The sequence below is a fragment of the Acidaminococcus sp. genome (genome assembly GCF_057597765.1).
Genome location: NZ_DBMBXK010000003.1, coordinates 22727 through 48416, shown reverse-complemented (window position 1 = coordinate 48416; position 25690 = coordinate 22727). Strand labels below are relative to the sequence as shown.

25 protein-coding genes are annotated in these 25690 nt (G+C 58.2%); 23 read left to right on the top strand and 2 right to left on the bottom strand.

Going from position 1 to position 25690, the window contains the following annotated elements; genetic code table 11:
• The first annotated feature begins 31 nt into the window (after positions 1–31).
• From ACZOF8_RS02465 to ACZOF8_RS02400, 14 genes are all read left to right on the top strand, one after another.
• The gene (locus ACZOF8_RS02465; protein WP_154487651.1) at positions 32–382 is read left to right on the top strand and encodes a hypothetical protein; all 351 of its coding nucleotides are present in this window, start codon (positions 32–34) and stop codon (positions 380–382) included.
• Between the two features lie 106 nt (positions 383–488).
• Positions 489–779, top strand: coding sequence for a GNAT family N-acetyltransferase (locus ACZOF8_RS02460; protein ID WP_154487653.1), 291 nt, complete (start codon positions 489–491; stop codon positions 777–779).
• Between the two features lie 480 nt (positions 780–1259).
• Positions 1260–2723, top strand: a complete 1464-nt coding sequence (locus ACZOF8_RS02455; RefSeq protein WP_154487655.1) for an anthranilate synthase component I family protein — start codon at positions 1260–1262, stop codon at positions 2721–2723.
• A 1-nt stretch (position 2724) separates the two neighbouring features.
• Positions 2725–3330 carry an anthranilate synthase component II gene (locus tag ACZOF8_RS02450; protein ID WP_022487488.1) on the top strand — a complete coding sequence of 202 codons (606 nt, stop codon included), beginning with the start codon at positions 2725–2727 and terminating at the stop codon, positions 3328–3330.
• Positions 3323–4345, top strand: a complete 1023-nt coding sequence (gene trpD / locus ACZOF8_RS02445) for an anthranilate phosphoribosyltransferase (RefSeq protein WP_022487487.1) — start codon at positions 3323–3325, stop codon at positions 4343–4345. The genes ACZOF8_RS02450 and trpD overlap by 8 nt, the downstream gene beginning before the upstream one ends.
• Positions 4346–4361: 16 nt before the next feature.
• Positions 4362–5147: an indole-3-glycerol phosphate synthase TrpC gene (trpC, locus tag ACZOF8_RS02440; protein WP_487426521.1), complete on the top strand. Its 786-nt coding sequence runs from the start codon at positions 4362–4364 to the stop codon at positions 5145–5147.
• The gene (locus tag ACZOF8_RS02435; RefSeq protein ID WP_022487485.1) at positions 5144–5770 is read left to right on the top strand and encodes a phosphoribosylanthranilate isomerase; all 627 of its coding nucleotides are present in this window, start codon (positions 5144–5146) and stop codon (positions 5768–5770) included. Before trpC ends, ACZOF8_RS02435 begins: the two co-directional genes overlap by 4 nt.
• Positions 5767–6951 (top strand): tryptophan synthase subunit beta, encoded by a 1185-nt coding sequence (trpB, locus tag ACZOF8_RS02430; protein ID WP_022487484.1) that lies wholly within the window; start codon positions 5767–5769, stop codon positions 6949–6951. The genes ACZOF8_RS02435 and trpB overlap by 4 nt, the downstream gene beginning before the upstream one ends.
• Positions 6944–7726, top strand: coding sequence for a tryptophan synthase subunit alpha (gene trpA / locus ACZOF8_RS02425; protein ID WP_022487483.1), 783 nt, complete (start codon positions 6944–6946; stop codon positions 7724–7726). The genes trpB and trpA overlap by 8 nt, the downstream gene beginning before the upstream one ends.
• 156 nt (positions 7727–7882) lie before the next feature.
• Positions 7883–9262: an LCP family protein gene (locus ACZOF8_RS02420; RefSeq protein ID WP_154487659.1), complete on the top strand. Its 1380-nt coding sequence runs from the start codon at positions 7883–7885 to the stop codon at positions 9260–9262.
• A 649-nt stretch (positions 9263–9911) separates the two neighbouring features.
• Positions 9912–10778, top strand: coding sequence for a shikimate dehydrogenase family protein (locus ACZOF8_RS02415; RefSeq protein ID WP_022487481.1), 867 nt, complete (start codon positions 9912–9914; stop codon positions 10776–10778).
• Positions 10779–10821: 43 nt separating this feature from the next.
• The gene (locus ACZOF8_RS02410) at positions 10822–11424 is read left to right on the top strand and encodes a TRAP transporter small permease (protein WP_022487480.1); all 603 of its coding nucleotides are present in this window, start codon (positions 10822–10824) and stop codon (positions 11422–11424) included.
• Positions 11425–12720 (top strand): TRAP transporter large permease, encoded by a 1296-nt coding sequence (locus ACZOF8_RS02405; protein WP_022487479.1) that lies wholly within the window; start codon positions 11425–11427, stop codon positions 12718–12720.
• 17 nt (positions 12721–12737) lie between these two features.
• Entirely contained in the window at positions 12738–13802 is a 1065-nt protein-coding gene (locus tag ACZOF8_RS02400) for a TRAP transporter substrate-binding protein (RefSeq protein ID WP_022487478.1), read from the top strand.
• Between the two features lie 116 nt (positions 13803–13918).
• On the opposite strand, the gene aroD is transcribed toward ACZOF8_RS02400, so the two are convergent.
• A complete protein-coding gene (aroD, locus tag ACZOF8_RS02395) occupies positions 13919–14671 on the bottom strand; it encodes a type I 3-dehydroquinate dehydratase (protein WP_487426520.1) in 753 nt (250 codons plus the stop codon).
• A gap of 244 nt (positions 14672–14915) precedes the next feature.
• Between aroD and ACZOF8_RS02390 the strand changes: the two genes are divergently transcribed.
• From ACZOF8_RS02390 to ACZOF8_RS02370, 5 genes are all read left to right on the top strand, one after another.
• The gene (locus ACZOF8_RS02390) at positions 14916–16472 is read left to right on the top strand and encodes a YfcC family protein (RefSeq protein ID WP_022487476.1); all 1557 of its coding nucleotides are present in this window, start codon (positions 14916–14918) and stop codon (positions 16470–16472) included.
• A gap of 50 nt (positions 16473–16522) precedes the next feature.
• The gene (locus ACZOF8_RS02385; protein WP_487426519.1) at positions 16523–17962 is read left to right on the top strand and encodes an aminoacyl-histidine dipeptidase; all 1440 of its coding nucleotides are present in this window, start codon (positions 16523–16525) and stop codon (positions 17960–17962) included.
• A gap of 10 nt (positions 17963–17972) precedes the next feature.
• Positions 17973–18542, top strand: coding sequence for a DUF5714 domain-containing protein (locus ACZOF8_RS02380; RefSeq protein WP_022487474.1), 570 nt, complete (start codon positions 17973–17975; stop codon positions 18540–18542).
• Positions 18543–18667: 125 nt separating this feature from the next.
• Positions 18668–20308 carry an ArnT family glycosyltransferase gene (locus tag ACZOF8_RS02375; RefSeq protein ID WP_022487473.1) on the top strand — a complete coding sequence of 547 codons (1641 nt, stop codon included), beginning with the start codon at positions 18668–18670 and terminating at the stop codon, positions 20306–20308.
• Positions 20309–20314: 6 nt separating this feature from the next.
• On the top strand, positions 20315–20806 hold the full coding sequence (locus ACZOF8_RS02370; RefSeq protein WP_022487472.1) for a hypothetical protein: 492 nt from the start codon (positions 20315–20317) through the stop codon (positions 20804–20806).
• 179 nt (positions 20807–20985) lie between these two features.
• On the opposite strand, the gene ACZOF8_RS02365 is transcribed toward ACZOF8_RS02370, so the two are convergent.
• Positions 20986–21888, bottom strand: a complete 903-nt coding sequence (locus ACZOF8_RS02365; RefSeq protein ID WP_022487471.1) for a LysR family transcriptional regulator — start codon at positions 21886–21888, stop codon at positions 20986–20988.
• A 276-nt stretch (positions 21889–22164) separates the two neighbouring features.
• Between ACZOF8_RS02365 and ACZOF8_RS02360 the strand changes: the two genes are divergently transcribed.
• From ACZOF8_RS02360 to ACZOF8_RS02345, 4 genes are read left to right on the top strand one after another with little or no spacing between them, the layout of a single operon-like run.
• On the top strand, positions 22165–22728 hold the full coding sequence (locus ACZOF8_RS02360) for a biotin transporter BioY (protein ID WP_022487470.1): 564 nt from the start codon (positions 22165–22167) through the stop codon (positions 22726–22728).
• Between the two features lies 1 nt (position 22729).
• Complete coding sequence (gene hemC / locus ACZOF8_RS02355) at positions 22730–23596, top strand: hydroxymethylbilane synthase (RefSeq protein ID WP_022487469.1); 867 nt, start codon at positions 22730–22732, stop codon at positions 23594–23596.
• Positions 23583–25052 carry a uroporphyrinogen-III C-methyltransferase gene (cobA, locus tag ACZOF8_RS02350; protein ID WP_441368777.1) on the top strand — a complete coding sequence of 490 codons (1470 nt, stop codon included), beginning with the start codon at positions 23583–23585 and terminating at the stop codon, positions 25050–25052. The genes hemC and cobA overlap by 14 nt, the downstream gene beginning before the upstream one ends.
• Positions 25049–25621: a precorrin-2 dehydrogenase/sirohydrochlorin ferrochelatase family protein gene (locus ACZOF8_RS02345; RefSeq protein ID WP_022487111.1), complete on the top strand. Its 573-nt coding sequence runs from the start codon at positions 25049–25051 to the stop codon at positions 25619–25621. The genes cobA and ACZOF8_RS02345 overlap by 4 nt, the downstream gene beginning before the upstream one ends.
• Positions 25622–25690 lie beyond the last annotated feature (69 nt).

The following is a 25690-nucleotide window of genomic DNA, read 5'->3' as shown; positions in this document are numbered from 1 at the left end:
TCAGTAAAAGTTCCAGAAAGGCAGATAAACCATGATCATGAGCATTTTTTTCCTTCTGGGGGCTTTCCGGACGTTTTACTATGTCATATGGGAGGCTGCAGAGAGAAAAACAGCAACAGCCTGGCGGGTGATGTTTGGGCTGTTGGGGCTGGCTGAACTGCTTCTGGCTTTTTATCTTTCACCGTTTTCTGCTGTTTTAAGAAATCTGGAAGAGCTGGAAACCGTTTATCATTATCTCATTCGGGCAGTCGTTGTTATTTTTTTGATTTTGGGCTGGACCGAAAGCAAAAATCTGGAAAGCAAGACCCAAAGGAAAGTGAAATCGTATATGCTGCGGGTTTATATTGCTTTGCTCATATACTTGGCCTTGAAATATTTGTGAGGGTCTTGTTATTCAGAGAAAACTGCCAAGGCAGTTTTCTTCCATCGGCCGTTGACCGTTGACCGGCCTGGCTGCTTCAGCGGCCAGGCCTTGAAAGGAGAAATTCATGGACACCATTCGTCTTGTAAAGGAACCGGAAAACTTCCGGGCGGCCCTGTATGACGGGGCCGTGGAAATCGGAAAATGCACCTATGGGGTGATCCGTCCCGGGGTTTGGACCCTGGAACACACCATTGTGGATCCCCAGTACGGAGGCCAGGGCCTGGCCGGGAAACTGGTCCGGGCGGTGGCGGACATGGCCCGGGAAGCCGGGGTGAAGATCATCCCCCAGTGTTCCTATGCCCGGGTCCAGTTCGACCGGAAACCGGAATTTGCAGATGTGTATGAAAAAGAGTAGAGTGTACAGAAACAAAAGTCCCAGAAACTGTTAAAAGAGATACAGAAGTGAACAATTTAAACTTTTTCAGAAAAAATATTTGACAAGCTGTTTCTCCAGTGCTACTATACAACCATCAATTCAATAAGAACCAAAAACCTTTGAGGTGGAGATAACGCCAGAAAATGTGCGCACAGAGAGTCCGGGAAGCTGAGAGCCGGACCGTGGCAGTCTGACAAATGGACCACTGAGGGCGCGATGAAATCTTCGGAAAGTATCCCGCGACGCAGCACCGACGTTACCGGTGAGGAATGTGTTGGCATTCTGCTTGAGGTGTGGAGCTTTGGCTCCATTACAGGGTGGTACCGCAGGTTATGACACCTGTCCTTGTAGGAGGACAGGTGTTTTTTTATTGCAGAGACAGTGACTTGCAGGAACAGGCATCCAGGTGGAATATCCAACCTGGATGTCTTTTTCTTTTATCAGTAAGGAGGAACAGTCATGAAACAACAGAGTCTGGAAGAAAGCAAAGCCCTGGCCCAGGGATATGCGGCGGTGCCTGTGGTCCGGGAAATCCTGGCGGATACCGCCACTCCCATCGGCCTGGTGAGCCTGGTGCGGAAGGAAAGCAGCCGGTATTTCCTGTTGGAAAGCCTGGAACAGAACGACCAGGCTGGCCGGTATTCCTTCATCGGCTTCGACCCTGTTGTCCGGCTCCGGGCCAAGGACCGGAACGCCCAGGTGGAATTTGCCGGCAGCCGGATCCCGGTAGATCCCAACCGGCCCCTGGAGGCCCTCCGGTCCATCCTGAAGGCCTACCGGGTCCCCAAAATCCCCGGGCTGCCTCCTTTTACCGGCGGGTTCGTAGGGTATTTCTCCTACGACTTTTTCCAGTACTGTGAACCCAGCCTCCATTTCGACCCGGCCAAGGCCACGGCCTTCCCGGATTTCGACCTGATGCTCTTCGACAAGGTGATCGCCTTCGACCGGGTGCTCCAGAAAATGTACCTGATCGTGAACATCAAGACCGATGACCTGGAAGGGAACTACGCCAAGGCCCAGAAGAACCTGGATGCCATGGAAGCCCTGGTCCGGCAGCCGGTGGCGCCGCCGGCCTTCACACCGGCTCATCTGGGGCCCATCACCAGCAATCAGGACAAAGCGACCTATGGAGAAAATGTGGAGAAGATCAAAGAACACATCCGGCAGGGGGATATTTTCCAGGCGGTGTATTCCCAGCGGTTCTCCGCTTCCTACGACCAGGATCTGTTCAACATGTACCGGATCCTCCGGACCACCAACCCTTCCCAGTACATGGTGCTGCTGAAGAACGACAATCTGGAAATCGCCGGTTCTTCTCCGGAAACCCTGATCAAGGTCCAGGACCGGGAAATCACCTCCATGCCCATTGCGGGCACCCGGCGGAGAGGCCGGACCGAAGAGGAGGACAAAGCCCTGGAACGGGACATGCAGACGGACCCCAAGGAACTGGCGGAACACAATATGCTGGTGGACCTGGCCCGGAACGATGTGGGCAAGGTGGCGGAATTCGGGTCCGTAAAAGTCCATGATCATCTGCTGGTGAAAAAGTTCTCCCATGTGATGCACATGACCACCCGGGTCACCGGTACTCTGAAGGAAGGGAAGGATGCCATCGACACCCTGTGTGCCGCCTTCCCGGCCGGGACCCTTTCCGGGGCTCCCAAAGTCCGGGCCTGTGAGATCCTGGATGGACTGGAACCGGAACGGCGGGGACCCTACGGCGGGGGCATGGGATACCTGGATTTTGCCGGGAACATGGACATCTGCATTGTGATCCGCACCGCTGTGAAATACGGGGACACCGTTTCCTTCCAGACCGGCAGCGGTATTGTGGCCGACTCCAAGGTGGAGGACGAATTCATGGAAACCATCAACAAGGCAGCGGCCGTACGGCAGGCTTTGGAAGCAACCACGGAGGCGTAACATGGAACTGATCATCGACAACTACGACAGCTTTACCTACAATCTGTATCAATATATGGGCACCCTGAACCCGGACATCCAGGTGATCCGGAACGATGCCATTACGGTGGAAGGGATCCGGAAGCTCCAGCCGGACCACCTGATCCTGTCTCCCGGGCCCGGCCGGCCCTGCGATGCAGGGGTCTGCGAACCGGCTCTCCGGGAACTGAAAGGGGAATTCCCCATCCTGGGGGTGTGCCTGGGCCATCAGGCCATCGGAGAAGTGTTCGGAGGCACCGTTACCTACGCCCGGCAGCTGATGCACGGGAAGCAGTCCACGGTGACCCTGGACCGGACTTCCCCCCTGTTCAAGGGCCTGCCGGAACAGATCCTGGTGGGGCGGTACCATTCCCTGGCCATCGACCCGGATAACCTGCCGGAAGTCCTGAAGGCAACGGCCACTACGGAAGACGGGGAAGTGATGGCGGTGGAACATCGGGACTATCCCATTTACGGACTCCAGTTCCATCCGGAATCCATCCTGACCCCGGAAGGCATGACCATCATCCGGAATTTCCTGGATCTGAAAATCACCAAGCAGCAAGCAGGAGGCATAGATCATGATTAAAGAAGCCATCATCAAACTGGTCAACAAAGGAGACCTGACCTACAACGAAGCCAAGGAAGTGATGCTGGAGATCATGGGAGGCAAGACCACTCCCACCCAGAATGCAGCGTTCCTGGCGGCTCTTTCCACCAAAAGCGCCAAGGCGGAAACCATCGACGAAATCACCGGCTGTGCGGAAGCCATGCGGTCCCTGGCCACTCCCGTCCCCCATCCCGGGATGGAAGTGATGGAAATCGTGGGCACCGGCGGGGACGGAGCCCATTCCTTCAACATTTCCACCACCTCCGCCATGGTACTGGCCGCCGGCGGGGTGAAGGTGGCCAAACACGGGAACCGGGCCGCTTCTTCCCTGTGCGGCACCGCGGACTGTCTGGAAGCCCTGGGGGTGAACATCCAGCAGGATCCGGCCCTGGCTCTGAAAATGCTGGAGGAGACCAACTTCTGCTTCCTGTTTGCCCAGAAATACCATGCAGCCATGAAGTATGTGGGGCCCATCCGGAAGGAACTGGGGTTCCGGACCGTGTTCAATATCCTGGGGCCCCTTACCAACCCGGCCAAACCGGAAATGTTCCTCCTGGGGGTCTATGACGGCTACCTGGTGGAACCTTTGGCCAAGGTGCTGTGTTCCCTGGGGGTGAAACGGGGCCTGGTGGCCTACGGCCAGGAAAAACTGGACGAAATCTCTCCCAACGGGCCCACCACCATCTGTGAGCTCCGGGACGGGTACTACCGGTCTTCGGTGATCCGGCCGGAAGATTTCGGTCTGGTTCCCGGGAAGAAAGAAGACCTGGTGGGAGGGACCCCGGAAGAAAATGCCCGGATCACCCGGGACATCCTCTCCGGGAAGCTCCAGGGCACCAAACGGAATGCGGTGCTCATGAATGCCGGGGCCGGCCTGTTCGTGGCCGGGAAGGCGGACACCATCGCTGACGGGGTGAAACTGGCGGCGGAACTCATTGACAGCGGCAAGGCCCTGGCCGCCCTAGAAAAAGTCATCAAAGTCAGCAACGAATAAACGGAAGGTGCGGAACATGATCCTGGATACCCTGGCAGAAGCCACCCGGCAGCGGGTGGAAAAACAGAAAAAGGAAAAAGACTTCTACACCCTCCGGCGGGAAGCGGAAGCCCTGCCCCGGGACCGGGAGGGCTGCTTCCGGGAAGCCCTGGGGAGACCGGGCCTCAACTTCATTACGGAAGTGAAGAAGGCCTCTCCGTCCAAAGGGCTCATCGCTCCTGACTTTCCCTATGTGGCCATTGCCCGGCAGTATGAAGCCCTGGGGGCTGCCGCCATTTCCGTGCTGACGGAAACGGACTGCTTCCTGGGCAGCGACCGGTATCTCCGGGAAATCCGACAGGCGGTGGGAACGCCCCTCCTGCGGAAGGACTTCACCCTGGATGACTACATGGTGTGCCAGGCCAAGACCCTGGGGGCCGATGCCATCCTGCTGATCGCCGCCATCCTCAGCGACAGCCAGCTCCAGGAATACCGGCTGCTGGCGGAAAGCCTGGGCATGGACGCCCTGGTGGAAGCCCATGATGAAGAGGAAGTGGAACGGGCCCTCCGGAGCGGCGCCCGGGTCATCGGAGTGAACAACCGGAACCTGAAGGACTTTACCGTGGACATCGGCAACAGCCTCCGGCTCCGGTCCCTGGTACCGGAAACCATTCCCTTTGTGGCGGAAAGCGGCATCAAAAGCCGGCAGCAGACCGCCCAACTGGAACAGGCCGGGGTCAACGGAGTGCTCATCGGGGAAACCCTCATGCGGAGCCCGGATATGAAAGCCGCCCTGGCAGAACTGCGGGGTGAGGTCCTGTGACGAAAATCAAGCTGTGCGGGATCCGGCGGCCAGAGGATGTGGCCATGGTGAACCGGGCCCAGCCGGATTATGCCGGGTTCGTCTTCGCCCCCGGCAGGCGGCAGGTAACGGCGGAACAGGCGGAAAACCTCCGCCGGCAGCTGGACCCGGCCATTGCCGCCGTAGGCGTCTTCGTAAAGGCTCCTGTGGAAGAAGCGGCGGCCCTGGCCAACCGGGGCACCATCCAGCTGATCCAGCTCCATGGAGAAGAAGACGAAGCCTATGTGAAGGCCCTCCGAGAACGGACAACGGCTCCCATCATCCGGGTGATACGGGTACGGGGACCGGAAAGCCTCCGGGACCTGGACCGGTATGACTGCGATTATTTCCTGCTGGATACCTATTCCGGCAGCCAGTTCGGAGGGCTGGGGAAAACCTTCGACCACAGTCTGCTCCGGCAGGCCCGGTTCCCCAGACCCTTTTTCCTGGCCGGGGGACTGGATGCAGACAATGTGGCGGCGGCCATTGCTGGGTGCAGCCCCTTCGGGGTGGATACCAGCAGTGGCATCGAAACTGCCGGAACGAAAGATGAAAACAAAATCCGCGCTTTTGTGAGCGCTGTAAGAAAAGAGGAAGAATCATGAGCAATGGAAGATTTGGCAGACATGGCGGCCAATATGTATCGGAAACCCTGATGAACGCAGTGCTGCAGCTGGACGAAGCCTACAACCGGTTCAAGGATGATCCGGAATTCCTTCAGGAACTGCGGACTCTGTACCATGACTATGCCAACCGGCCCAGCCTGCTGTACTATGCGGAAAAGATGACCAGGGATCTGGGGGGCGCTAAAATCTATCTGAAACGGGAAGACCTGAACCACACCGGGGCTCACAAGATCAACAACGCCCTGGGCCAGTGCCTCTTGGCCAAGAAAATGGGCAAGAAACGGGTCATCGCCGAAACCGGCGCCGGCCAGCACGGGGTGGCCACCGCTACTGTGGCGGCTCTCATGGGCCTGGAATGTGAAGTGTACATGGGCAAGGAGGACACCATCCGCCAGGCCCTGAACGTGTACCGGATGGAACTTCTGGGGGCCAAAGTGGTGCCAGTGACCACCGGCACTGGCACCCTGAAGGACGCGGTCAGCGAGGCCATGCGGGATTGGTGCACCAATGTGGAAAACACCTTCTATGTGCTGGGATCCTGCATGGGGCCCCATCCCTATCCCACCATCGTCCGTGATTTCCAGAAAATCATCGGGGAAGAAGTGAAAGCCCAGATGCTGGAGAAGGAAGGCCGGCTGCCCGATGTGGTCATGGCCTGCGTAGGGGGCGGCAGCAATGCCATCGGCTTGTTCTACGATTTCATCCCGGACAAAAACGTCCAGCTGATCGGGGTGGAAGCCGCCGGCCGGGGAGTGAACACCGCGGAAACCGCCGCCACCATCGCCCGGGGGAAACCGGGGATCTTCCACGGGATGGAATCCTATTTCCTCCAGGATGAAGACGGGCAGATCGCCCCGGTGTACTCCATTTCCGCCGGTCTGGATTATCCGGGGATCGGGCCGGAACACGCCAACCTGTACGATACGGGCCGTGCCCAGTACGTGCCCATCACCGACGACGAATCGGTGGAAGCGTTTGAATATCTGTCCCGGACGGAAGGCATCATTCCGGCCATTGAAAGTGCCCATGCGGTGGCCTATGCCATGAAACTGGCACCCACCCTGCCCAAGGACAAGATCATCGTGGTGAACCTGTCCGGCCGGGGGGACAAAGACGTGGCAGCCATTGCCAGATACAAGGGGGTAGATCTGCATGACTAGGATTACTGACGCATTCAAGAAACAGGGGAAGCTGTTCATTCCCTTCATTACCGCAGGGGATCCGGACCTGGACACTACGGAAAAACTGATCTATGCCATGGAAGAGGCAGGAGCCGGGCTCATTGAAATCGGCATCCCCTTCTCCGATCCCACTGCCGAAGGGCCGGTGATCCTGGAAGCGGACACCCGGGCCCTGGCTGCAGGGACCAGGATCAAGGACATTTTCGCCATGCTGGCCCGGGTCCGGGAAAAGACCCGGATCCCCATGGTGTTCCTTACCTATGTGAACCCCATCTTCACCTACGGCCGGGAGAAGTTCTTCCAGCAGTGCCGGGATGTGAAAATCGACGGGGTCATCGTCCCGGACGTGCCCTATGAAGAAAAGGACACCATCGCTCCGGAAGCGGAAAAATACGGGGTGGAGATCATTTCCATGATTGCTCCCACCTCCCACCAGCGGATCCAGATGATTGCCAGAGAAGCCCAGGGATATATTTACCTGGTTTCTTCTCTGGGGGTCACCGGGGTGCGGAAATCCATTACCACCAACCTGAAGGAAATCGTGGACAAGATCCGGGAAGTCTCCGACAAACCCATTGCTGTAGGCTTCGGCATCTCCACCCCGGAACAGGCCAAAGAAATGGCAGCCATCAGCGACGGAGCCATCGTAGGCAGCGCCATCGTGAAACTCTGCGCCCAGTACGGTAAAGACGCCGTGGAACCGGTGAAGGCGTACGTAAAGGAAATGGCAGAGGCAGTGGAAGAGGCGAAGTGAAACAAGGCTGTTGCTTCTCCGCCAGCTGCGGCCCGTGACCAGGGGGTGTGAATTCTTTCACACCCCCTTTTTCTGATGCATCCATTTCTTTTTTACGGTATAATAGAAATGAAAGAAGGAATGATCATAAATTGTAACGTTTAAAGGAGAAACATCATGCTGGGAAAATATAAAGCGGTGATTGCGGGAATCGGGGTCCTTTTGGCGGCGGTGGCGGGATTTTTCCTGCTGGGGCCGGGAAAGAAGCCGGACCCGGGCCAGGTGGCCCAGATCCAGGGGAAACGGAACATCCTGGTGATGGGAGTGGACCGGCGGAGCGGCGATACCGGCCGGTCTGACACCCTTTTTGTGACCATGCTGGACACTTCCCGGAACCAGGCAGCTCTTTTGTCCATCCCCCGGGATACCCTGGTCTCCATTCCCGGCCACGGCTGGGACAAGGTGAACCATGCCTATGCCTACGGAGGCCATGAACTGAGCCGGAAGACTGTGGAAAACTTCCTGGGGATCCCCATCAGCAACTATGTACTGGTGGATTTCCAGGGGTTCATCAAGCTGGTGGATGCCATTGGCGGGGTGGACATTGACGTGGAAAAGTCCATGCAGTATACGGACCCTTATGACGGGGAAAACGGCCTGGTGATCAATCTCCAGCCTGGGAAGCAGCATATGGACGGGACCACCGCCATCCAGTACGTCCGGTATCGGGATGAGGAAGGGGACATCGGCCGGGTGGCCCGGCAGCAGAAGTTCATGAAGGCGGTGTTCGCCAAGCTCCGGTCCGCCAGCCTCCTGACCCGGGCCCCGGAAATCGCCCATACCCTGTACCAGAGCATCGATACGGATCTGTCGGCAGGGGACCTGGCATCTCTTTTGGTGACCTTTGCCAAGAACGTGTCCGGTACTTCCCAGCTGGAAACCGCCATGGTCCAGGGAAGCCCCGCCTATATTGATGACATCAGCTACTGGATCCCCAACATGACGGCCCTGCGCCAGCAGGTGGCCCAGCTCCAGGGGGTCCAGCCAGGGGAAGGATACCGGATGGCGGCCCAGGCAGCCAAGAAGAAGTATGACGAACTGCTGGGCACCAACAGTGCCGCCGGCAGCGGGGAGAAACGGACTCTCCAGGTGCAGAATCAGGAACTGAAGAAAGCCGTGGAAAAAGCCCGGAAAATGGACAAAGAAAAAGCGGCCCTGCCTGTGGGAGACAGCAGCGGTACCGGCAAGGGCAGCACGGCGCCCAATCTGCCGCCCCCGCCGCCCCAGAAAACCCTCCGGGCCTCCCTGGTCAACTGTAGCGGCAATCCTCAGTACGGAGTGGAAGCGGCCAATGACGCCCGGAACGCCGGGTTTGCCATTGTGAGCATCACCAACGGCAGCCCCATGGACCGGACCCAGGTGCTGATCAATGCCGGCAGCAGCGCCGCCGAAGAGCGCACCGGAGCCCTGCCTTTCGACTTCCAGCTGATCCAGGGAGCCGTAAGCCCCAGCAGCGGGGATGTGGTGATTTATGTAGGACGGGATTATGGGAAGTAGGGGGGTGAATGAATTCACCCCGGTCGCGGACCGCGACTTATAGCTCGCGACTCGCGACCAAAAGTGGTTGTTGCCTACGCAACAGCCACTTTTTTACTCTACCAACATTATATGAATTAACCAACAAATAAAATAACTATGAAAAAACTGAAAATATTCTTGCATATTGTATACAAGAGTGCTATAATGCAACTGTAAGTTGAATTTGCCCCTCATTTGGCCCTTGTTTTCAAGGGCTTTTTTTTTTGGCGTTTTGCCCGTCAGCGGTCAAGACGTGAGACGCACGGCGTGGGACTGGGGCTGTTGCACGTTGCGTGCAGCAGCCCCCTTATCAGCGGTCAATGATCAGCGGCCGGATGATAAAATTTGCAGGCAAATTCTATGAATGTGTAAATTGGACCCGTAGGGGCTCCACGCCGGGGAGCCCGCTTTTGCATCGTTGGTTCGTGCATTCGGCGGGGCGCCGGGCCTGCGCCCCCTACGGTCTGACCTATTTTAAGATTAATTTGTTAAAATTGATTTCCTTCGGCTGTCAACCCTGTAGGGAAGTCATTGACAAAACAACATTACAGGCCTAAAATGAAAAACATCACGAATGTATACAAAATGCGGGACTGTCCCGCAGAGCAGGAAAGTAGGATGGTAGAACATGCATATCGATATCCACACCCGTTTCATTACCCTGTTGGGAGATCCCCTGACCCAATCCTTTGCGGCCCGGATGCAGAACAGAGGGTATGAGGCGGCAGGGCTGAACCTGGTGTATTTCTACACGGTGACCGGGAACGAACACCTGGGTGAAATCATCCAGGGACTGCGGCACATGCCCTTTGCCGGGTTTGCCGTCACCAAGCCCAACAAGGTGAAAGTCCTGGAATACCTGGACGAACTGGATCCCCTGTGTGCCAAAATGGGGTCCAGCAATACGGTGGTGAAACTGCCGGATGGACGGCTGAAAGGGTACAACACCGACGGGGTGGGCTTTTACCGGGCCCTGGAGGAAGCCGGGGTGCCCGTCAGCGGAAAGACCTTCTTCTGTTTCGGCAGCGGAGGAGCCGGCCGGGCCATTTGTTCGGCCCTGGCTTACCATGGAGCCGGCCGGATCCTGATTACGGATCTGGTGGAAGAAAGCGCCCGGAGCCTGGTGGCGGACATCAACAAAAACTTCGCACCTGTGGCGGAATTCGTGGCTTATGGAGATTTTTCCCGGGTCAAAGAAGCCAATGCCGTCATCAATGCCAGCGGGGTGGGCATGGGGAAAACCGCAGGCCGGACCCCTCTGCCTCCGGAATACATCCGGCCCGGCCAGTTTTACTTCGACGCCTGTTACAATCCGGCCCGGACCCGGTTCCTGGAAAATGCGGAAAAAGCCGGGTGCCCGGTGCTGAACGGGCTCACCATGAGTCTCTACCAGGGAACGGCCCAGGTGGAACTGTGGTCAGGGAAGAAGGCTCCGGTGGAAGCCATGGGTCAGGAACTGGAGAAAATCCTGGCAGAAAAAAAGCAGCAGGAGTAGGGCTTCTGCTGCAAAGTAGCAAAGTAGAATGGAGAGAAACAAAATGGAAAATGTGAAGGAAAGCAGCAAGGCAGTACAACGCAACTCTGTAAACGCTCTGATCCACTGGCTGGATCTGCACCTGGAAGAGACCTTCCTGGTGGTGATGCTGGTTCTCATTGCCGGCATCACTATGCTCCAGGTCATTGTCCGGAAAATCCCGGGCATGGCGTCTCTCACCTGGGCAGAAGAACTGTGCCGGTTTTTGTGGATTTGGAGCGTTTTTCTGTCCCTGCCCTATACCATCCGAATGGACAGTATGCTCCGGGTGGGGGTGCTGAAGGACATGCTCCCGGAAACTCTCCGGAAGGTGCTGAATCTGGTGGTGGACGGGATCACTCTGGGCTGCATGGGGGTCCTGGGCCTTTACGCGGTGGAAGTGGTGTCAGTAATTGCTGAAAGCCACGAGATTTCCCCGGCTATGCAGTGGTCCATGGCCTTTGTGTACAGCTTCATGGTCCTGGGGTTCTTCCTGGGAGTGGTCCGGTCCATCCAGATGCTCTGGATCCATGTCCAGCATCTCCAGGAAAAGGAACTGTCCACCCTGGAACAGACTCTCCAGGATGCGGCTGACGAAGCGGCCCTGGCCCGGGAAGGGGATGACTGAATGTCCGCGGTACTGATTTTTTCCGTCTTTCTCCTGGCCATTGCTCTGTCCCTGCCTATCGGCATCAGCATGATCCTGGGGGCCACCGCTCCCATTGCCCTGTTCCATCAGGGAGGCACCATGGGCCAGGTGCTGAACAATGCCTTTTCCGGGGCCAATTCCACCCCCATCCTGGCAGTGCCCCTGTTCATCCTTGGGGGTGTGATTATGGCCAAGGGCGGGATTTCCCGGAAACTGTTCAACTTCTTCGCCTTTTTTGCCGGCCGGATTCCCGGGGGCCTGCCCTGTGCAGTGATCCTCACCTGCCTGTTCTACGGGGCCATTTCCGGCTCCGGTCCGGCCACCACGGCGGCAGTGGGAGCCATGTGCGTACCCTTCCTGACGGAACTGGGCTATGACAAGACCTGGAGTGCCGGTCTGGTGGCGGTGGCGGGAGGCCTGGGGGTCATCATCCCTCCGTCCATTCCCTTTGTATTGTATTCTCTGGCCACTGGGGTATCCACCGGGAAACTGTTCCTGGCGGGAATCATCCCCGGCTTCCTGGTGGGCCTGGCCCTGATGGTCTATGCGGTGATCCACTGTCTCCGGAACGGGGAGGACAAGGACAAAGTCCGGGAACGGATGGAAGAACTGTCCAGGATGGGTTTCCTCCAGCTGTTCCGGGACAGCTCCTGGGCCCTGCTGTGCCCGGTGATTGTCCTGGGAGGCATTTACACCGGGTTCACCACCCCTACGGAAGCGGCGGCGGTGTCCGTGTTCTATGCGTTGCTGGTGTCTCTTTTTGTCTATAAGACCATGACCTTCGGGGATATCCTGCCCATGCTCCGGGAATCGGTCCGGACCTATGGGGGACTGGCCTTCGTGCTGGCCTTTGCCACCGCTTTCGGACGGGTCCTGTCCATGACCCGGGCTACCAAAGCGGTGGAAAGCTTCATCCTGGGGAACTTCACCTCCGGGGTGGCGGTCCTCACGGTACTGGTGCTGATTTTCCTGGTCCTGGGCATGGTGATGGACACGGGACCGGCCATCATCATCCTGGTACCGGTGCTGCTGCCGGCCTGTAAAAAGCTGGGAGTGGATCCCATCCATCTGGGGGTGGTGCTGGTGTGCTGCCTGTCCATCGGCCTGGCCACTCCGCCTTTCGGCCTGGACCTGTTTGTGGCCGGGAACATTGCAGAACAGCAGCCCATGAGCGTGGCCCGGAAATCCGTTCCGTTCATCTGTGCTTTCCTGGCGGCTCTGGTGGGCATCACCTACATTCCGGCGCTTTCCACCTTCCTGCCGGCATTGTGGTAAGAAAGGACGGAACAGCCATGGATAGAATATGGAAGAAACTGGCCGCAGCCTGCCTGGGAATGGTGCTCTTTTTGGGGACAGCCGCCTGCGGCAGCCAGCCGGCGGCCGAAAACAAAGAGAAGGAAGCCGGGCCCTATGCCGGTCTGCCCAAAGTGGTGCTGGTGGGAGGGGATTCCTCCGGCAAAGGCTCCGTGGGCCAGCGGTTCGGGGAACTGGTGGCCCAAAAGGTGGGCAAGAAGACCGGGGGACAGCTGACCATCGACTACCACCCCAATGCGGAACTGGGCGGGGATGAAGACCTGCTCCGGCAGCTCCGGGCCAACGACATCCAGCTGGTGGTGGGCCAGATGGCTCCGGTGACGGCTTTTGTGCCGGAGGGAGCGGTGTTCGACCTGCCCATGGTCTTTGCTCCCTATGACGGGAAAACCATCGACCGGGTACTCAACGGGGACGGGTCCTTCCGGCAGAAACTGGCGGCGGCCTATGACCGGGCGGGGCTCCACTATATGGGGACCCTCCAGAACGGCACCTACCGGCTGATGACCTCCAACCGGCCGGTGAAAAGGGTGGAGGATTTCCAGGGGCTGAAGATCCGCACCATGAGCAACCGGAACCATATGGCCTTCTGGTCCGCCCTGGGAGCCAATCCCACGCCTCTGGCCTGGCCGGAGCTGTATTTTTCCCTGCAGAGCGGCATTGTGGATGCGGAAGAAAATGCGGCGGACAGCATCCTTTCCGCCAATTTCAACGAAGTCCAGAAATACGTGGCGGAAACCAATGTGATCCTGTACGCCAACGAAATGGTCCTGAACAAAAAAGCCTGGGAGAATCTGCCCAAGGCATACCAAAAGGCTCTGGAAGACGCGGTCCGGGAAGCCCGGGAAGAACTGGCACCCACCCTGATCCAGGTGGACCGGGACTGCAAGGAAAAACTCCAGAAAAAAGGCATGACCCTGGTGGCCTATTCTCCGGAATTCTACCAAGCAGTCCGGAACCAGCCCGCCGTCCAGGAACTGTACAAGAAAATAGACGCCCAGACTGGAGGACTGGGAACGGTGATGAGGGAAGAGCTGGAAAAGTAAGAAAGGGGCTGCTGCAGCGCAGCAGCCCCGTCAACGGTCCGCTGACCGCTGACCATTGACCGCTGAAAAAAAGAACTGTGAAAAAATGATTCCTCATTTTTTCACAGTTCCTTTTTTCATACCCGCTGAATCACCTGGGCCAACAGGTCCGCCGGGAGCTGGCCGGGGGCGGAGGCGGCTCCGGCGGTGCCGAAGGTGACGGCGGAACCGAACCGGTCTCCTCCGATCCGGGTAATGGCCCCCATGGGCCCCATGGCCATGGTGATCACCGGAGTCCTGGGATGGCCTTCCTTCATTTCCAGGGTGGCGGCCAGAAGGGTCAGCACATCTTCTTCCTTCTGGGGCATCACCGCGTATTTGGCCAGGTCGCAGCCCAGGTCCTGCATGGTGCACAGGGTCCGGACCAGGGTTTCCCGGGAGGGAGTCTTCTGGAAATCATGGCAGGATCCCACCACCTTGATCCCGGCCCTGTGGGCCCGGTTTACCAGATGTTCCATCACATCGTTTCCCCGGGACAGCTCCACATCCACCAGGTCCATGGCTCCGCTGTCCATCGCTTCTTCCAGCAGCCGCACATAGTCTTCCGTGGAAATCTCCAGATGGCCTCCTTCCACCGTGGTGCGGATGGTGAACAGCAGGGGCAGGTGGGGGATCCGCTGCCGGAACAGGGCCAGGGGAGCCTGCCAGCTTCCCGGTTCCCGGATGGGGGCGTAGCAGTCTCCCCGCCACTCCGCCAGGTCGCAGGGAGCCTCCGCCAGGGAATCCAGGGCTTCTTCCAGCCCGGACAGGGTAGGGGCCGTGAGAGGAATGGCGATTTTCGGCTGCCCTTCGCCGATTGCCAGATTTTTCACAAGTACAGGTTGGGCCATGATGATTCACTCCTTTTTTCGTCTTTGCTCCAGTATACGGCAGTGGCTGGAAAAGTGTCAATGAAGGCTCTATTCTGTGGACAGGAAGGCCGTTCTTTCAGTCTTTTCTCCAGCCCTGTTTTCCCGCACTGTAAAACTGTACAAAAGTTCGAAAAATTCGCTTTTCTATGCTATAATTTTTTTGTACAACCGCAGCCAACAGCTGCACCGGCAAAAATGCGACTGCAGAAAGAAGGAATGTGAAATGTCCGATCAACCCAAGAAACAGAGAAAGATGCTCAGTTCCTATTCCATCGTGTTCCTGTTCCTGATCTTTACCGCCATCCTTACCTGGTTCGTGCCCCAGTCTGTGGTGGTCAATGATCACGGAACCAAGAAGATCATCTACGACGCCATTATGGTCAAAGGGAAAGTGGTCGCAGGCCAGGGACTCCAGCCCATGGGACTGTGGGACATCATCATGGCACCGGCCAAGGGCTTTGTAAAGGCCGCCCAGCTGTGCTTTGCTCTCCTGATGGCCGGGGCCTTCCTCCATCTGTTGAACTATGTGGGGGCCATGCGGGCCGGGATCGGCTGGCTGCTGAAACGCTTCACTGGCAAGACCCTGATTGTGGTACTGACCTTTTTCTCCGCCCTGTTCGGCGCCGTTTACGGCCTGTGGGAAGAAATCCCCGCTTATTCCATGGCGGTGGTGCCTCTTTTCGTCCTGGCCGGCTATGATGTGATCACCGGGATCGGGGTCATGACAGTAGGGGCCACCGCAGGCAATATGGCCAGCGTGGTAAATCCTTTTTCCATTGGCGCAGCCGTAGGGGCCATCGGCAATGAAAGCCTGTCCCTGGGCAGCGGCATCGTCCTCCGGCTGGTGCTCTTTGCGGTGCTGTACCTGGTGGCCCTGGCCTATGTGCTCCAGTATGCGGCCCGGGTGAAGAAAGATCCCTCCAAATCCATTGTGGCCGGGCTGCCGGTGAACACCATGGTGGAGGAAAAACAGGAAGAAGTGGAAATCACCACCCGGCAGGCCCTGTCCATCGGGCTCCTGGTGCTGATCGTCATTGCCATGATCTGCGGCTATGTGCCCTGGGATTCCATCAAGTTCGCCGACGGGACCACTGCCAAGACCCTGGTGAACCTGCCCTTTACGTCTCTGGCCAAAGTGCCGGTGCTGGGGAACCTGCTGGGGGCGGAACACTACACCCAGTTCGGGGACTGGTACTTTGAAGAATTTTCCTTCGTGTTCCTGGCCGGGGCCCTGCTTTTGGGGATCATCAACAAGATCCCGGAAGCCACCTTCATCAAAGAATTCATCGCCGGGGCCCGGGACCTGCTCAGTGTGGTCCTGGTGCTGGCCATTGCCAACGGGATCTCCGTGATCATGGGCAGCAAGACTGCCGGCATGTCCGTCACCTTCGTGTACTGGATCCAGAGCGCCCTCCAGGGTGTGCCCTCCTGGGCCTTCTCCCTGGCGGTCATCGGGTCCTATGTGGCCATCGGTTTCTTCATGCAGTCCACCAGCGGGGTGGCCGGAATCACCATGCCCATCCTGGGGGCCGTGGCCTATGCCCTTTATGAAACCGCTCCCATCGGACCGGTGGGCGGCCAGGTGCTGCTGATCGCCAGCTTCACCATCGGGCTCAACTTCACCAGTGCCCTGTACCCCAGCGCCACCAACATGGGGACCCTGGAACTGTACAAGGTGCCTTATGACATCTATCTGAAATTCATCCTGAAAGGCGCCCTGCTGCTGCTCATTACCGGGGCCGTGATCGTTTCCGTGGCACCTATGCTGGGCATCCTGTAAACCCTTGGAATATAAGGAAACCAACCAACAAGCAAAGGAGTCGTAGCGTCATGACTGTACTGGATTCTCTGGAACCCCGCCGGGTGTTCCATTTCTTTGAAGAACTGTCGAAAATCCCCCATGGATCCCGGCACACCAAAGCCGTCAGCAACTGGCTGGCGGATTTTGGCCGGCAGCGGGGGCTGGAAGTCCATCAGGATGCCCTGGACAATGTGATCCTGGTGGGACCGGCTTCCCCCGGCTATGAACAGGCGGCTCCGGTGATCTTCCAGGGCCATATGGATATGGTCTGCGAAAAAGCACCGGACTGCACCAAGAATATGGAAAAAGAAGGCCTGGACCTGGAAGTGTCCGGGGATGAAATCACCGCCCGGGGCACTACCCTGGGAGCCGATGACGGAATTGCCGTGGCCATGGGCCTGGCTCTTCTGGATGATCCTGCCATTCCCCGGCCCCGGCTGGAAGTGGTGTTCACCGTGGATGAGGAAATCGGCATGCTGGGGGCGGAAGCCCTGGATGCCAGCGGTCTCAAAGGCCGCCGGATGATCAATATGGATTCGGAAGAGGAAGGGGTATTTACCGTAGGCTGCGCCGGCGGCGTGGATGTGAATTGCGCCCTGCCCGTCCGCCGGGAAGCCTTTGGAGGCACCTGCCTGGAACTGAAGATCAGCGGCCTGACCGGAGGCCATTCGGGAGCGGAAATCGGCCGGGGACGGGCCAATGCCCACATGCTCCTGGGACGGCTTCTGCTCCATCTGGACCGGGAAGCCCTGTACCGGCTGGTGGAAGTGGAAGGCGGCACCAAGGACAATGCCATTCCCCGGGAAGCCCGGGCTCTTTTGGTGACCCCGGAACCGGACCGGCTCCAGAGGGCGGCGGAAGCTTTCGGAGAGGCGGTCCGGAAGGAATACCATGTGACGGATCCGGAACTCCAGGTGGCTGTGAGACCAGCTGTAACGGAAACCCTGCCCATGGACCGGACTTCCACAGAAAAGGTCCAGTGCCTGCTGACCAGTCTGCCCAATGGCGTCCAGGCCATGAGCCCGGAACTGGCGGGCATGGTCCAGATCTCCCTGAACCTGGGGATCCTGTATACGGAGAGGGACCAGGTCTGTGCCGGTCTCCTGGTCCGGAGCAGCGTGGAAAGTCAGAAAGAAATGGTGGCGGAACGGATCGAAGGACTGCTGCGGCAGCTGGGAGGTCAGGCCTTCCGGGAAGGGGATTACCCGGGCTGGGAATACCGGGCGGATTCCCCACTCCGGGATCTGTTCGTCCAGGTGTACCGGGAACAGTACGGAAAGGACCCTAAAGTGGAAGCTATCCACGCCGGGGTGGAATGCGGCATGTTCGCCGCCAAGCTGCCGGGACTGGACTGCATTTCCCTGGGGCCCACCCTGACGGAGATCCACACCTACCGGGAAACCATGCACATTGCTTCTGTCCAGCGGACCTGGAACCTGCTGCTGGAAGTATTGAAGCGGATGAAATGAGGCGTGCAGCATGAACGATCTGGAACAGCGGACCCAGGCCATCATCGAAGCCTGTGTAAAAGAAAAGGAAACCAATCCCCTGGCCGTTTTCCGCCATGTGGCAGGACAGGATTTCGTCCGGATCCATGGGCCGGAGCACCATGTGCTGGACGGGGCCTGCCTGCTGACGGCCCTCCATAACGCCGGCATGGAATTTGATTTGGAGGAGATGCTCCAGAAGCTCCGCCGGGAAGGGCTACAGATGCCCGGGGCCATGTGCGGCCACTGGGGAGTCTGCGGGGCCGTGGCATCCGTAGGCGCCGCCCTGGCTCTCCTGGAAGGAACAGGCCCGTTGACCACCGGTTCTTCCTGGGGCAGCCACATGACCTGTACCTCCCGGGCTTTGGCCAATCTGGCAGCCATGGGGGGACCCCGGTGCTGCAAAAGGGACGCCTATACAGCTCTCAAAACCGCCATTCCCTACGTAAAAGAACGGTTCGGGATCACCCTGCCGGAAGAAAACACAGTCTGCGGGTTCTATCCAAAGAACGGGCAGTGTCTGGGGGAGAGGTGTCCGTATAATCCGGGATATAAAAAATAGGGGGGAAGGGATTCACCTGCAATCCAGAAAGAGGTTGTTGCATCTGCAACAGCCTCTTTCTTCTTCCCCCATTCTAGTGTAAAATAGATTAGATATGTCTACGCTAAAGCATTGGAGGAACGTATATGAAGAAAAAATACTGGCTGGGGTTTTGGGCCGCGGCGGTTTTTTTGCTGTTTTTCATGAATTCATCCCTGCCCCTGACGGACAGTGTGGAAGGGAACTACGCCCTGACGGCCAAGGAAATGGTCCTCAGCGGAGACTGGCTGTCTCCCCAGATCTACGGCCGGTACTGGTATGACAAACCGGTCTTTGCCTACTGGATGATTGCCCTGGGGTTCAAGATCTTCGGGTTCAGCGAATTCGGGGCCCGGTTCTTTCCCTCCCTGTTTGGGCTGGGAGGCCTGTGGCTGACGGTCCAGGCGGGAAAACGGCTGTACCGGGAAGAAGTGGGTTTCCTTAGCGGTGTTTTGCTGCTTATGACCCTGGAATTCTTTACTATTTCCAAAAGTGTCCTGACGGACGGGATGCTGTTCCTGTTCATGGACGGGGCCCTGCTGTGCTTCTTCCTGGGGTACAGCAGCCGGGAAAAGAACTGGTACTACGGGGTGTACATCCTGTCCGCCCTGGCCACCCTGACCAAGGGCCCTATTGGCTTTCTGATGCCCGGGCTCATCATTACCCTGTTCCTGCTGTACCAGAAGGACTGGAAATGCCTGAAGGATGCCAAGCTGGCCACCGGGATCCCGCTGTTCCTTTTGGTGGCTCTGCCCTGGTACATAGCCATGGCCCGGGTCCATCCGGATTTCCTGGGCAGCTTCCTGGGGACCCAGAACGTGCTCCGGGCCACCGTGTCCGAACATCCCCGGGACAATGTGGTCTGGTACTATACGGCGGTGAACCTGCTGAACGCCTATGCCTGGGTGGGCTTTGTCCCCGGCATGCTCTGGAGCCTTCTGCGGAAAAACGGGAAATGGAACTATCCGGCTCCCCGGGAAGCTTTCCTGCTGCTGTGGATCGCCGCCATTTTCGTGTTCTTCCAGTGTATGGCCACCAAATACATCACCTACACCTATCCCCTGCTGCTGCCTCTGTGCGTCCTGACGGCAGATTACATCTGGAAAAAGGGCAGCCGCCTGGATATCCGGGGGATGCTGGTCGGAAACCTGCTGTTCTACGGGGCGCTGACTTACGCCGCCTCCCAGGTGACAAAGCTGGCTCCCGGGGTGTTCCCCAATCCCCAGAACCTGTTTTATTTCATGCTCCTCTACACTCTGTGCATGGCGGTGCTGGCCTTTCACAAGTATAAAGGCAAAACCAGCCAGGAAGTGTTTTCCACGGTGGTGCTGCTGACCATCGCTTTCCACTGCTGCAGTCTGGATCTGCTGGCCAAGCCTTTGATGGAGGATGTGACCGGGAAGACGGCGGCCCAGTTCATCAACGCCCTGGTGCCGGAAGACATGCCCATCTACATCCGGGGCGGGGGCTATCCCACTTCCGGGGTGTTCTACACCGGCCGGGAAATGGTGATGCTGGTGCCTGATGAGGAGGCGGATGCCTTCAAACCCCGGAAAGACAGCTGGTCCGCCAAAAACATCATGCCCTGGACCACTTACGGACAAGTCCGGCAGCAGCCGGGAAGGGCCCTGGTACTGGTGGACACCAAGACACGGAAACTGAAGACGAAACTGGAAGAAGACTGGCCCGGGACCTGGAAACGGGTGAAATTGCCCGGCCAGTGGACGGTAATGATCAAGGAAAGGTAGGCAGCCATGGAAGAAGAAAAAATCCGTTCCTATCTGGAACGGCAGGATTTCATCGGATTTCAGGTGCATCAGGAGGAACTGGACCATCCGGAACGGCTCCAGCGGTATTTCCAGCTGCTGGAGACGGTAGGGAGCCAGCCGGCTCTGGCCCGGAAGTTCTGCAGCCGGTGGGGACTTTCCTTTGCCGGGGACTGCGGGGAGGCCCTGTGGGAAAACAAAAAAGCCGTGGCCTTTGTCCGTAAACTGGGGGAGACCTTTCCCTTTCTCTTTTTCCTGGCGGAAAAGGAAGGGGAGACCCTGAAGCTGCTGGTGATGCTCACCTGTCAGAGTGACAAATTGGAAGGGGACAACCTGTCCCTGGATCCGGAAAAGTTCAACGGCTTTCTGAAGAACCAGTTGAAGGGGCTGCTGCTCCTCAGCCAGAAAGCGGGGCTGAGCCCGGAAAATGCCCAGGGGCTGATCCAAAATATCTATGAATATTTCGGACTGTCTGACTGAGTAGTCAAATTCACAAATTATTCAAGGGTTTGCCCTTCCTTTGACACAGGTCATGGGTATACTAATAACCGTAACAGGGATTACCCCTCCTTGTTACATCTTCCCCATCAAATCATCATAAACAACTTCCTTTCAAGGAAAAAGCCTTCTGCTTCCCCAGCAGAAGGCTTTTTCCTCTTTTATTTCGTCTGTTCCAGATTCTCCGGTTCTTTGATGACCCCGTGCTTCCGGGCAAACTCCAGGAAGGTACGGATGGTTTCGTTTTCCACAGAGTTTTTCTGCCACAGCATTTCGATTTCATAATACAGAGGGGGATTCAGGGAAATGGGCACCAGTTCCGGTTCCCGTTCCGCCACCGTCCGGTACAGGAAGCCGCCGGCCACGCCGCTGCGGATCAGCTGGATCTTGGTGTACAGCTGGGTGGTGGACCACTGGATCCGGGGGGTGCACCGTTCCTGATGGAACCGCTCCAGGATGGTTTCCCGGAATTTCTGGCTGTTTTCGATTTCTACCAGATCATCCTGGGCCACCTGGGGCAGGGACAGGACCTTTTCCCGGGCATAGGGATGGCTCTGGTTCACACAGTAGACGATTTCGCTGCGTTTCATGGCACGGGCGGCCATGGTATCCTGATCCCCGTCCTGGCCGCTGACGATGGCAATGTCGATCCGGTCATCCTGGAGCGCCTTCCGGAGGGACAGGGAATTCCCGTGATGGAGTTCCAGCCGGATGTCCGGATGATCCTTGTGGAACAGGGCCAGAAGGGGAATCTCCAGAGCCTCGATCATAGGGGGCAGGCCCACCCGGATGGAGGTGTTCTTTTTCTGGAGACGGGTCATATCATCGGCAATCTGCTTGGCTTTTTGGAGTAGTTCTTCCACTTCCAGAGAAAAATACGACCCTTCGGTGGTGAGAATCAGCTTTTTGTGGGACCGTTTGAACAGTCTCAGCCCAAATTCTTCTTCCAGTTCTCGGATCGCTGCTGAAACCGCAGGTTGGGATATATGCAGTTCTTCGGCCGCCTTGGTGATGCTGTGCTGCCGGCAGACCTCTTGAAAATAGCGCAGTTGATGTAATTTCATGAATACGTCCTCCCAAATCTGGGGACTTTACCTTGTGAAAAAGTCCCGATTTCTGATTCTTGTCTGAAATATTGTGTCTTGTATACATTATATACAAAAGCAAAAAGAAAAATAATAACAGGTTTTCTTATGTAAAATATAAAAGAAATGTATAAAAATGAAAAAACACGGTGCTGTGGGAAAAACAACGGTGAAAACCAGCAAATCCTGTTATAATAGATACAAAAATCACAGTTTTCTTCTCTGGATTCCAGAGGGGAATTTGCAGGAGGTACCATGCATCCAAATCATTCTTCGCTGGCCCTGTGCGGGCTGTTTACAGCTCTCATGGCAGTGGGGGCCTTTATCCATATCATGATTCCCTTAGGCATCTGGCAGGTGACCATTTCCCTGCAGATTTTCGTGGCGGTGCTGGCCGGACTGTTCCTGGGCCGCCGGCAGGGGTTCCTCAGTGTCCTGGCTTACCTGGTGCTGGGGCTCTGCGGGCTGCCGATTTTCGCCCATGGAGGCGGGGTGGGGTACCTGGCCAAGCCCACCTTCGGGTTCCTGCTGGGGTTCCCCTGTGCAGCCTGGGTCACGGGAGCCCTGGCCGGGGACGCACCTCTCCAGGCCGGCCGGAAACGGCTGGTGGGAGCGGCCCTGGGGGGAGAAATGGCCTACTACTTCTGCGGGCTCCTGTACTATGATGTGATGTTCAATTTCGTCCTGCAGAATACCGGGGGCATCGGCCTGGTCCGGCTGCTGGAAATCTGGTTCCTGAGCACGGTGCTGCCGGACGGGGCCCTTTGTGTACTGGCGGTGCTGGTCTATGGAAAACTGGCCCCCAGGGTAAGGAGATAAGATGAAAAAACTCATTGTAGCCACCCGGGGCAGCCGGCTGGCACTGGCACAGACTCATATTGTATGCGGTCTTCTGAAGGAAGCGGGGGTGGAAACGGAAGTCCGGACCATTACCACCGCAGGGGACCGGGACCGGATCCACGCCCTGGTGAAAATCGGCGGCCGGGGGATCTTTGTCCGGGAAATCGAGCGGGAACTCCTTAGTGGAGAGGCGGATATCGCCGTCCACAGTGCCAAAGATCTGCCCTATCAGCTGGCCCAGGGGCTGGTGATCGCCGGTACCCCCCGGGGGGCGGATCCCCGGGATGCCCTGGTGCTGCTCCGGGATAAGGAACTCCGTGAAGGCAATGTGGTGGGCACCGGCAGTCCCCGGCGGATCCGGGAATTCAGCCGGCAGCGGCCGGACCTGCAGTTCCGGGATATCCGGGGGAATGTGACCACCCGGCTCCACAAGCTGGAACGGGGAGAGTATGATGCCATCGTATTGGCCATGGCAGGCATTGAACGGCTGGAACTGGACATGGGCCGGTTCCAGGTGATCCCCTTTTCTCCGGAGGAAGTGATCCCTGCCGGCTGCCAGGGCATCATCGGAGTGGAATGCCGGACCCAGGACCGGGAGCTGGTCCGGCTCCTCCGGCAGCTCTCTGATCCGGAGACCTGGCGCCGGTTCCGGTGGGAACGGCAGCTGTTCTGCGCTATGAAAGTAGACTGTTCCTGCCCGGTGGGAATCCACTGCCGGCTCCTGCCCGGGGAACGGATGGAACTGATGGCTATGGTGGACGGGAAACGGGCCCGGCGGATGGGAAAGGAAAAGGATGGGCAGGCGCTCTGCCAGTCCCTGAAGGAGGAACTTTATGACCGGCACTGAAAATACAGTGGGAAAAGTGTGGCTGGTGGGAGCCGGCTGCGGACGGGGCCTTCTGACCCAGGAAGGACGCCGGATACTGTCCCGGGCCCAGACCGTGCTCTACGATGCCCTGGTGGCCCCGGAAACCCTTCTGGAAGCCAGTCCGGAAGCGGAACTGCTGCCGGTGGGAAAACGGAGCGGACGGCACAGCGTGGCCCAGGAAGCCATCAATGCACTGCTGATCCGGAAGGCCCGGGAAGGCAAAAGGGTGGTACGGCTGAAAGGGGGGGACAGTTTTGTCTTCGGCCGGGGGGGAGAAGAAGCCCTGGCTCTCCAGAAGGCCGGGATCCCCTGGCAGGTGGTGCCGGGAATCAGCTCGGCCATTGGGGTGCCGGAACATTTCGGCATCCCGGTGACTCATCGGGGACTGGCCCGGTCCTTTACGGTGATCACCGGCCATACCCGGGACGGGGCGGAAGAGGACTGGCAGGTCCTGGCTCATCTGCAGGGTACCCTGGTATTCCTGATGGGTCTGGAACGGGTGGAAACCATTTGCCGCCGGCTGATTCAGGCCGGCAAAAAAGCGGATACGCCGGCCTCCGTCCTTTGCGGAGGATACGGAGAAGGGGAAAAACGCATTGACGGGACCCTGGAGGACCTGCCGGAAAAAGCCCGGCAGCAGGGGGCCTTCCCTCCAGCGGTGATCCTGGTGGGACCGGTTGCCGGCCTGGGACTCTGCCCGGAGGCGCCGGGGAAAAAAGAGAAAATCCTGGTAACCGGCACCCTCTCGTTCTGCCGGGAAGTGGCACGGGAACTGGCTGAGGGCGGCAGGGAAACAGGAGAACTGCCCCTTCTGGCCGCGGAGCCACTTTGGGGGAATATTCCTGAAGACTTCGGACAATGGGACTGGCTGGTATTCACCAGCCGGAACGGGGTCCGGCTCTTTTTCCAGTGGTTCCGGGAAAAGAAAAGAGACTTCCGGCTCCTGGGGCAGGCCCGGTTTGCCTGCATCGGGGAAGGGACCGCCCGGGAACTGGCAGAGCAGGGATTCCAGGCGGATCTGCTTCCGGAATGCTACACGGCAGAAGCGCTGGGAAAGAGTCTGGCTGAAAAAATGGGACCTGGGGAGCGGTGCCTGCTGCTCCGGGCGGAAAACGGGTCCCCGGATCTGGTCCGGGAACTGGAAAAGGCCGGGCGGCCATACAGGGATGCTGCTGTGTACAGGATCTGCCCCCGGGAGGGACAGCCGGAAAAAGGGACCTGCCTGGCTCCGGATGTAATGATCTTCGGCAGTGCCGGAGGGGTCCGGGTCTTTTTCCAGCAGTATACCCTGGCTTCGGAAACCCGGGTCCTGTGCATCGGTCCGGTTACGGCCCGGGCTGCCCGGGAAGCCGGCTGCCTGGAGGTGGAAACAGCCCGGGTCCATTCAGCAGCGGGGATCCGGGCGGCCCTGGAACAGCCGGGAGGGGAATCATGAGCTATTTTCCTTTGATGGTCCAGCTGGAGGATGCTCCGGTGCTCCTGGTGGGAGGAGGCAGGACAGCCTTCCACAAGGCAAAGATCCTGGTGGATTTCGGAGCCCGGGTCCAGGTGGTGGCTCCGGAACTCCTGTCGGAATTCCGGGAGCTTCCGGTCCGGTGGGAGAGCCGGACCTTCGAACCGGAAGATCTGGACCGGGGGGACTGGATCCTGACAGTGGCGGCTACCAATCACCGGGAAGTGAACCGGACCGTAAGCCGTCTCTGCCGGGAGAAGCGGATCCCGGTGAATGTGGTGGACGATCCGGAGCTGTGTTCCTTTATCTTTCCGGCCCTGATCCGGGAAGGAGAAGTGGTCTGCGCCGTCAGCAGCGGAGGCCGGAGTCCTTTGGTGGCCCAGTATGTGAAAAAAAAGATCCGGCAGGCCCTGCCGGAAGGACTGGGGGCCCTCAATGAAAAAATGGGGAGCTTCCGCCGGCAGCTGAAGGTGGCGGAACCGGATCCCCAGGTCCGGAACCAAAGGCTCCGGGAACGGTTCCGGAAGCTGCTGGAAGAGCTGCACCTCTGACTGCAATAAAAACCTTTCGAAATGGAAAAATATTTTCCAAAAGTACTTGCATTATTTTGAGAGTCTGTT

Excerpts from the sequence above, each read along its gene's own strand:
- ACZOF8_RS02360 (WP_022487470.1), top strand. The coding sequence starts at position 22,165 with ATGCATCCAAATCATTCTTCGCTGGCCCTGTGCGGGCTGTTTACAGCT.
- trpC (WP_487426521.1), top strand. The coding sequence starts at position 4,362 with ATGATCCTGGATACCCTGGCAGAAGCCACCCGGCAGCGGGTGGAAAAA.
- trpA (WP_022487483.1), top strand. The coding sequence starts at position 6,944 with ATGACTAGGATTACTGACGCATTCAAGAAACAGGGGAAGCTGTTCATT.
- ACZOF8_RS02410 (WP_022487480.1), top strand. The coding sequence starts at position 10,822 with ATGGAAAATGTGAAGGAAAGCAGCAAGGCAGTACAACGCAACTCTGTA.
- ACZOF8_RS02345 (WP_022487111.1), top strand. The coding sequence starts at position 25,049 with ATGAGCTATTTTCCTTTGATGGTCCAGCTGGAGGATGCTCCGGTGCTC.
- trpB (WP_022487484.1), top strand. The coding sequence starts at position 5,767 with ATGAGCAATGGAAGATTTGGCAGACATGGCGGCCAATATGTATCGGAA.
- ACZOF8_RS02465 (WP_154487651.1), top strand. The coding sequence starts at position 32 with ATGATCATGAGCATTTTTTTCCTTCTGGGGGCTTTCCGGACGTTTTAC.
- ACZOF8_RS02415 (WP_022487481.1), top strand. The coding sequence starts at position 9,912 with ATGCATATCGATATCCACACCCGTTTCATTACCCTGTTGGGAGATCCC.
- hemC (WP_022487469.1), top strand. The coding sequence starts at position 22,730 with ATGAAAAAACTCATTGTAGCCACCCGGGGCAGCCGGCTGGCACTGGCA.
- ACZOF8_RS02460 (WP_154487653.1), top strand. The coding sequence starts at position 489 with ATGGACACCATTCGTCTTGTAAAGGAACCGGAAAACTTCCGGGCGGCC.
- ACZOF8_RS02400 (WP_022487478.1), top strand. The coding sequence starts at position 12,738 with ATGGATAGAATATGGAAGAAACTGGCCGCAGCCTGCCTGGGAATGGTG.
- ACZOF8_RS02390 (WP_022487476.1), top strand. The coding sequence starts at position 14,916 with ATGTCCGATCAACCCAAGAAACAGAGAAAGATGCTCAGTTCCTATTCC.
- ACZOF8_RS02420 (WP_154487659.1), top strand. The coding sequence starts at position 7,883 with ATGCTGGGAAAATATAAAGCGGTGATTGCGGGAATCGGGGTCCTTTTG.
- aroD (WP_487426520.1), bottom strand. The coding sequence starts at position 14,671 with ATGGCCCAACCTGTACTTGTGAAAAATCTGGCAATCGGCGAAGGGCAG.
- ACZOF8_RS02450 (WP_022487488.1), top strand. The coding sequence starts at position 2,725 with ATGGAACTGATCATCGACAACTACGACAGCTTTACCTACAATCTGTAT.
- ACZOF8_RS02405 (WP_022487479.1), top strand. The coding sequence starts at position 11,425 with ATGTCCGCGGTACTGATTTTTTCCGTCTTTCTCCTGGCCATTGCTCTG.
- ACZOF8_RS02385 (WP_487426519.1), top strand. The coding sequence starts at position 16,523 with ATGACTGTACTGGATTCTCTGGAACCCCGCCGGGTGTTCCATTTCTTT.
- trpD (WP_022487487.1), top strand. The coding sequence starts at position 3,323 with ATGATTAAAGAAGCCATCATCAAACTGGTCAACAAAGGAGACCTGACC.
- ACZOF8_RS02380 (WP_022487474.1), top strand. The coding sequence starts at position 17,973 with ATGAACGATCTGGAACAGCGGACCCAGGCCATCATCGAAGCCTGTGTA.
- ACZOF8_RS02375 (WP_022487473.1), top strand. The coding sequence starts at position 18,668 with ATGAAGAAAAAATACTGGCTGGGGTTTTGGGCCGCGGCGGTTTTTTTG.
- ACZOF8_RS02365 (WP_022487471.1), bottom strand. The coding sequence starts at position 21,888 with ATGAAATTACATCAACTGCGCTATTTTCAAGAGGTCTGCCGGCAGCAC.
- cobA (WP_441368777.1), top strand. The coding sequence starts at position 23,583 with ATGACCGGCACTGAAAATACAGTGGGAAAAGTGTGGCTGGTGGGAGCC.
- ACZOF8_RS02455 (WP_154487655.1), top strand. The coding sequence starts at position 1,260 with ATGAAACAACAGAGTCTGGAAGAAAGCAAAGCCCTGGCCCAGGGATAT.
- ACZOF8_RS02370 (WP_022487472.1), top strand. The coding sequence starts at position 20,315 with ATGGAAGAAGAAAAAATCCGTTCCTATCTGGAACGGCAGGATTTCATC.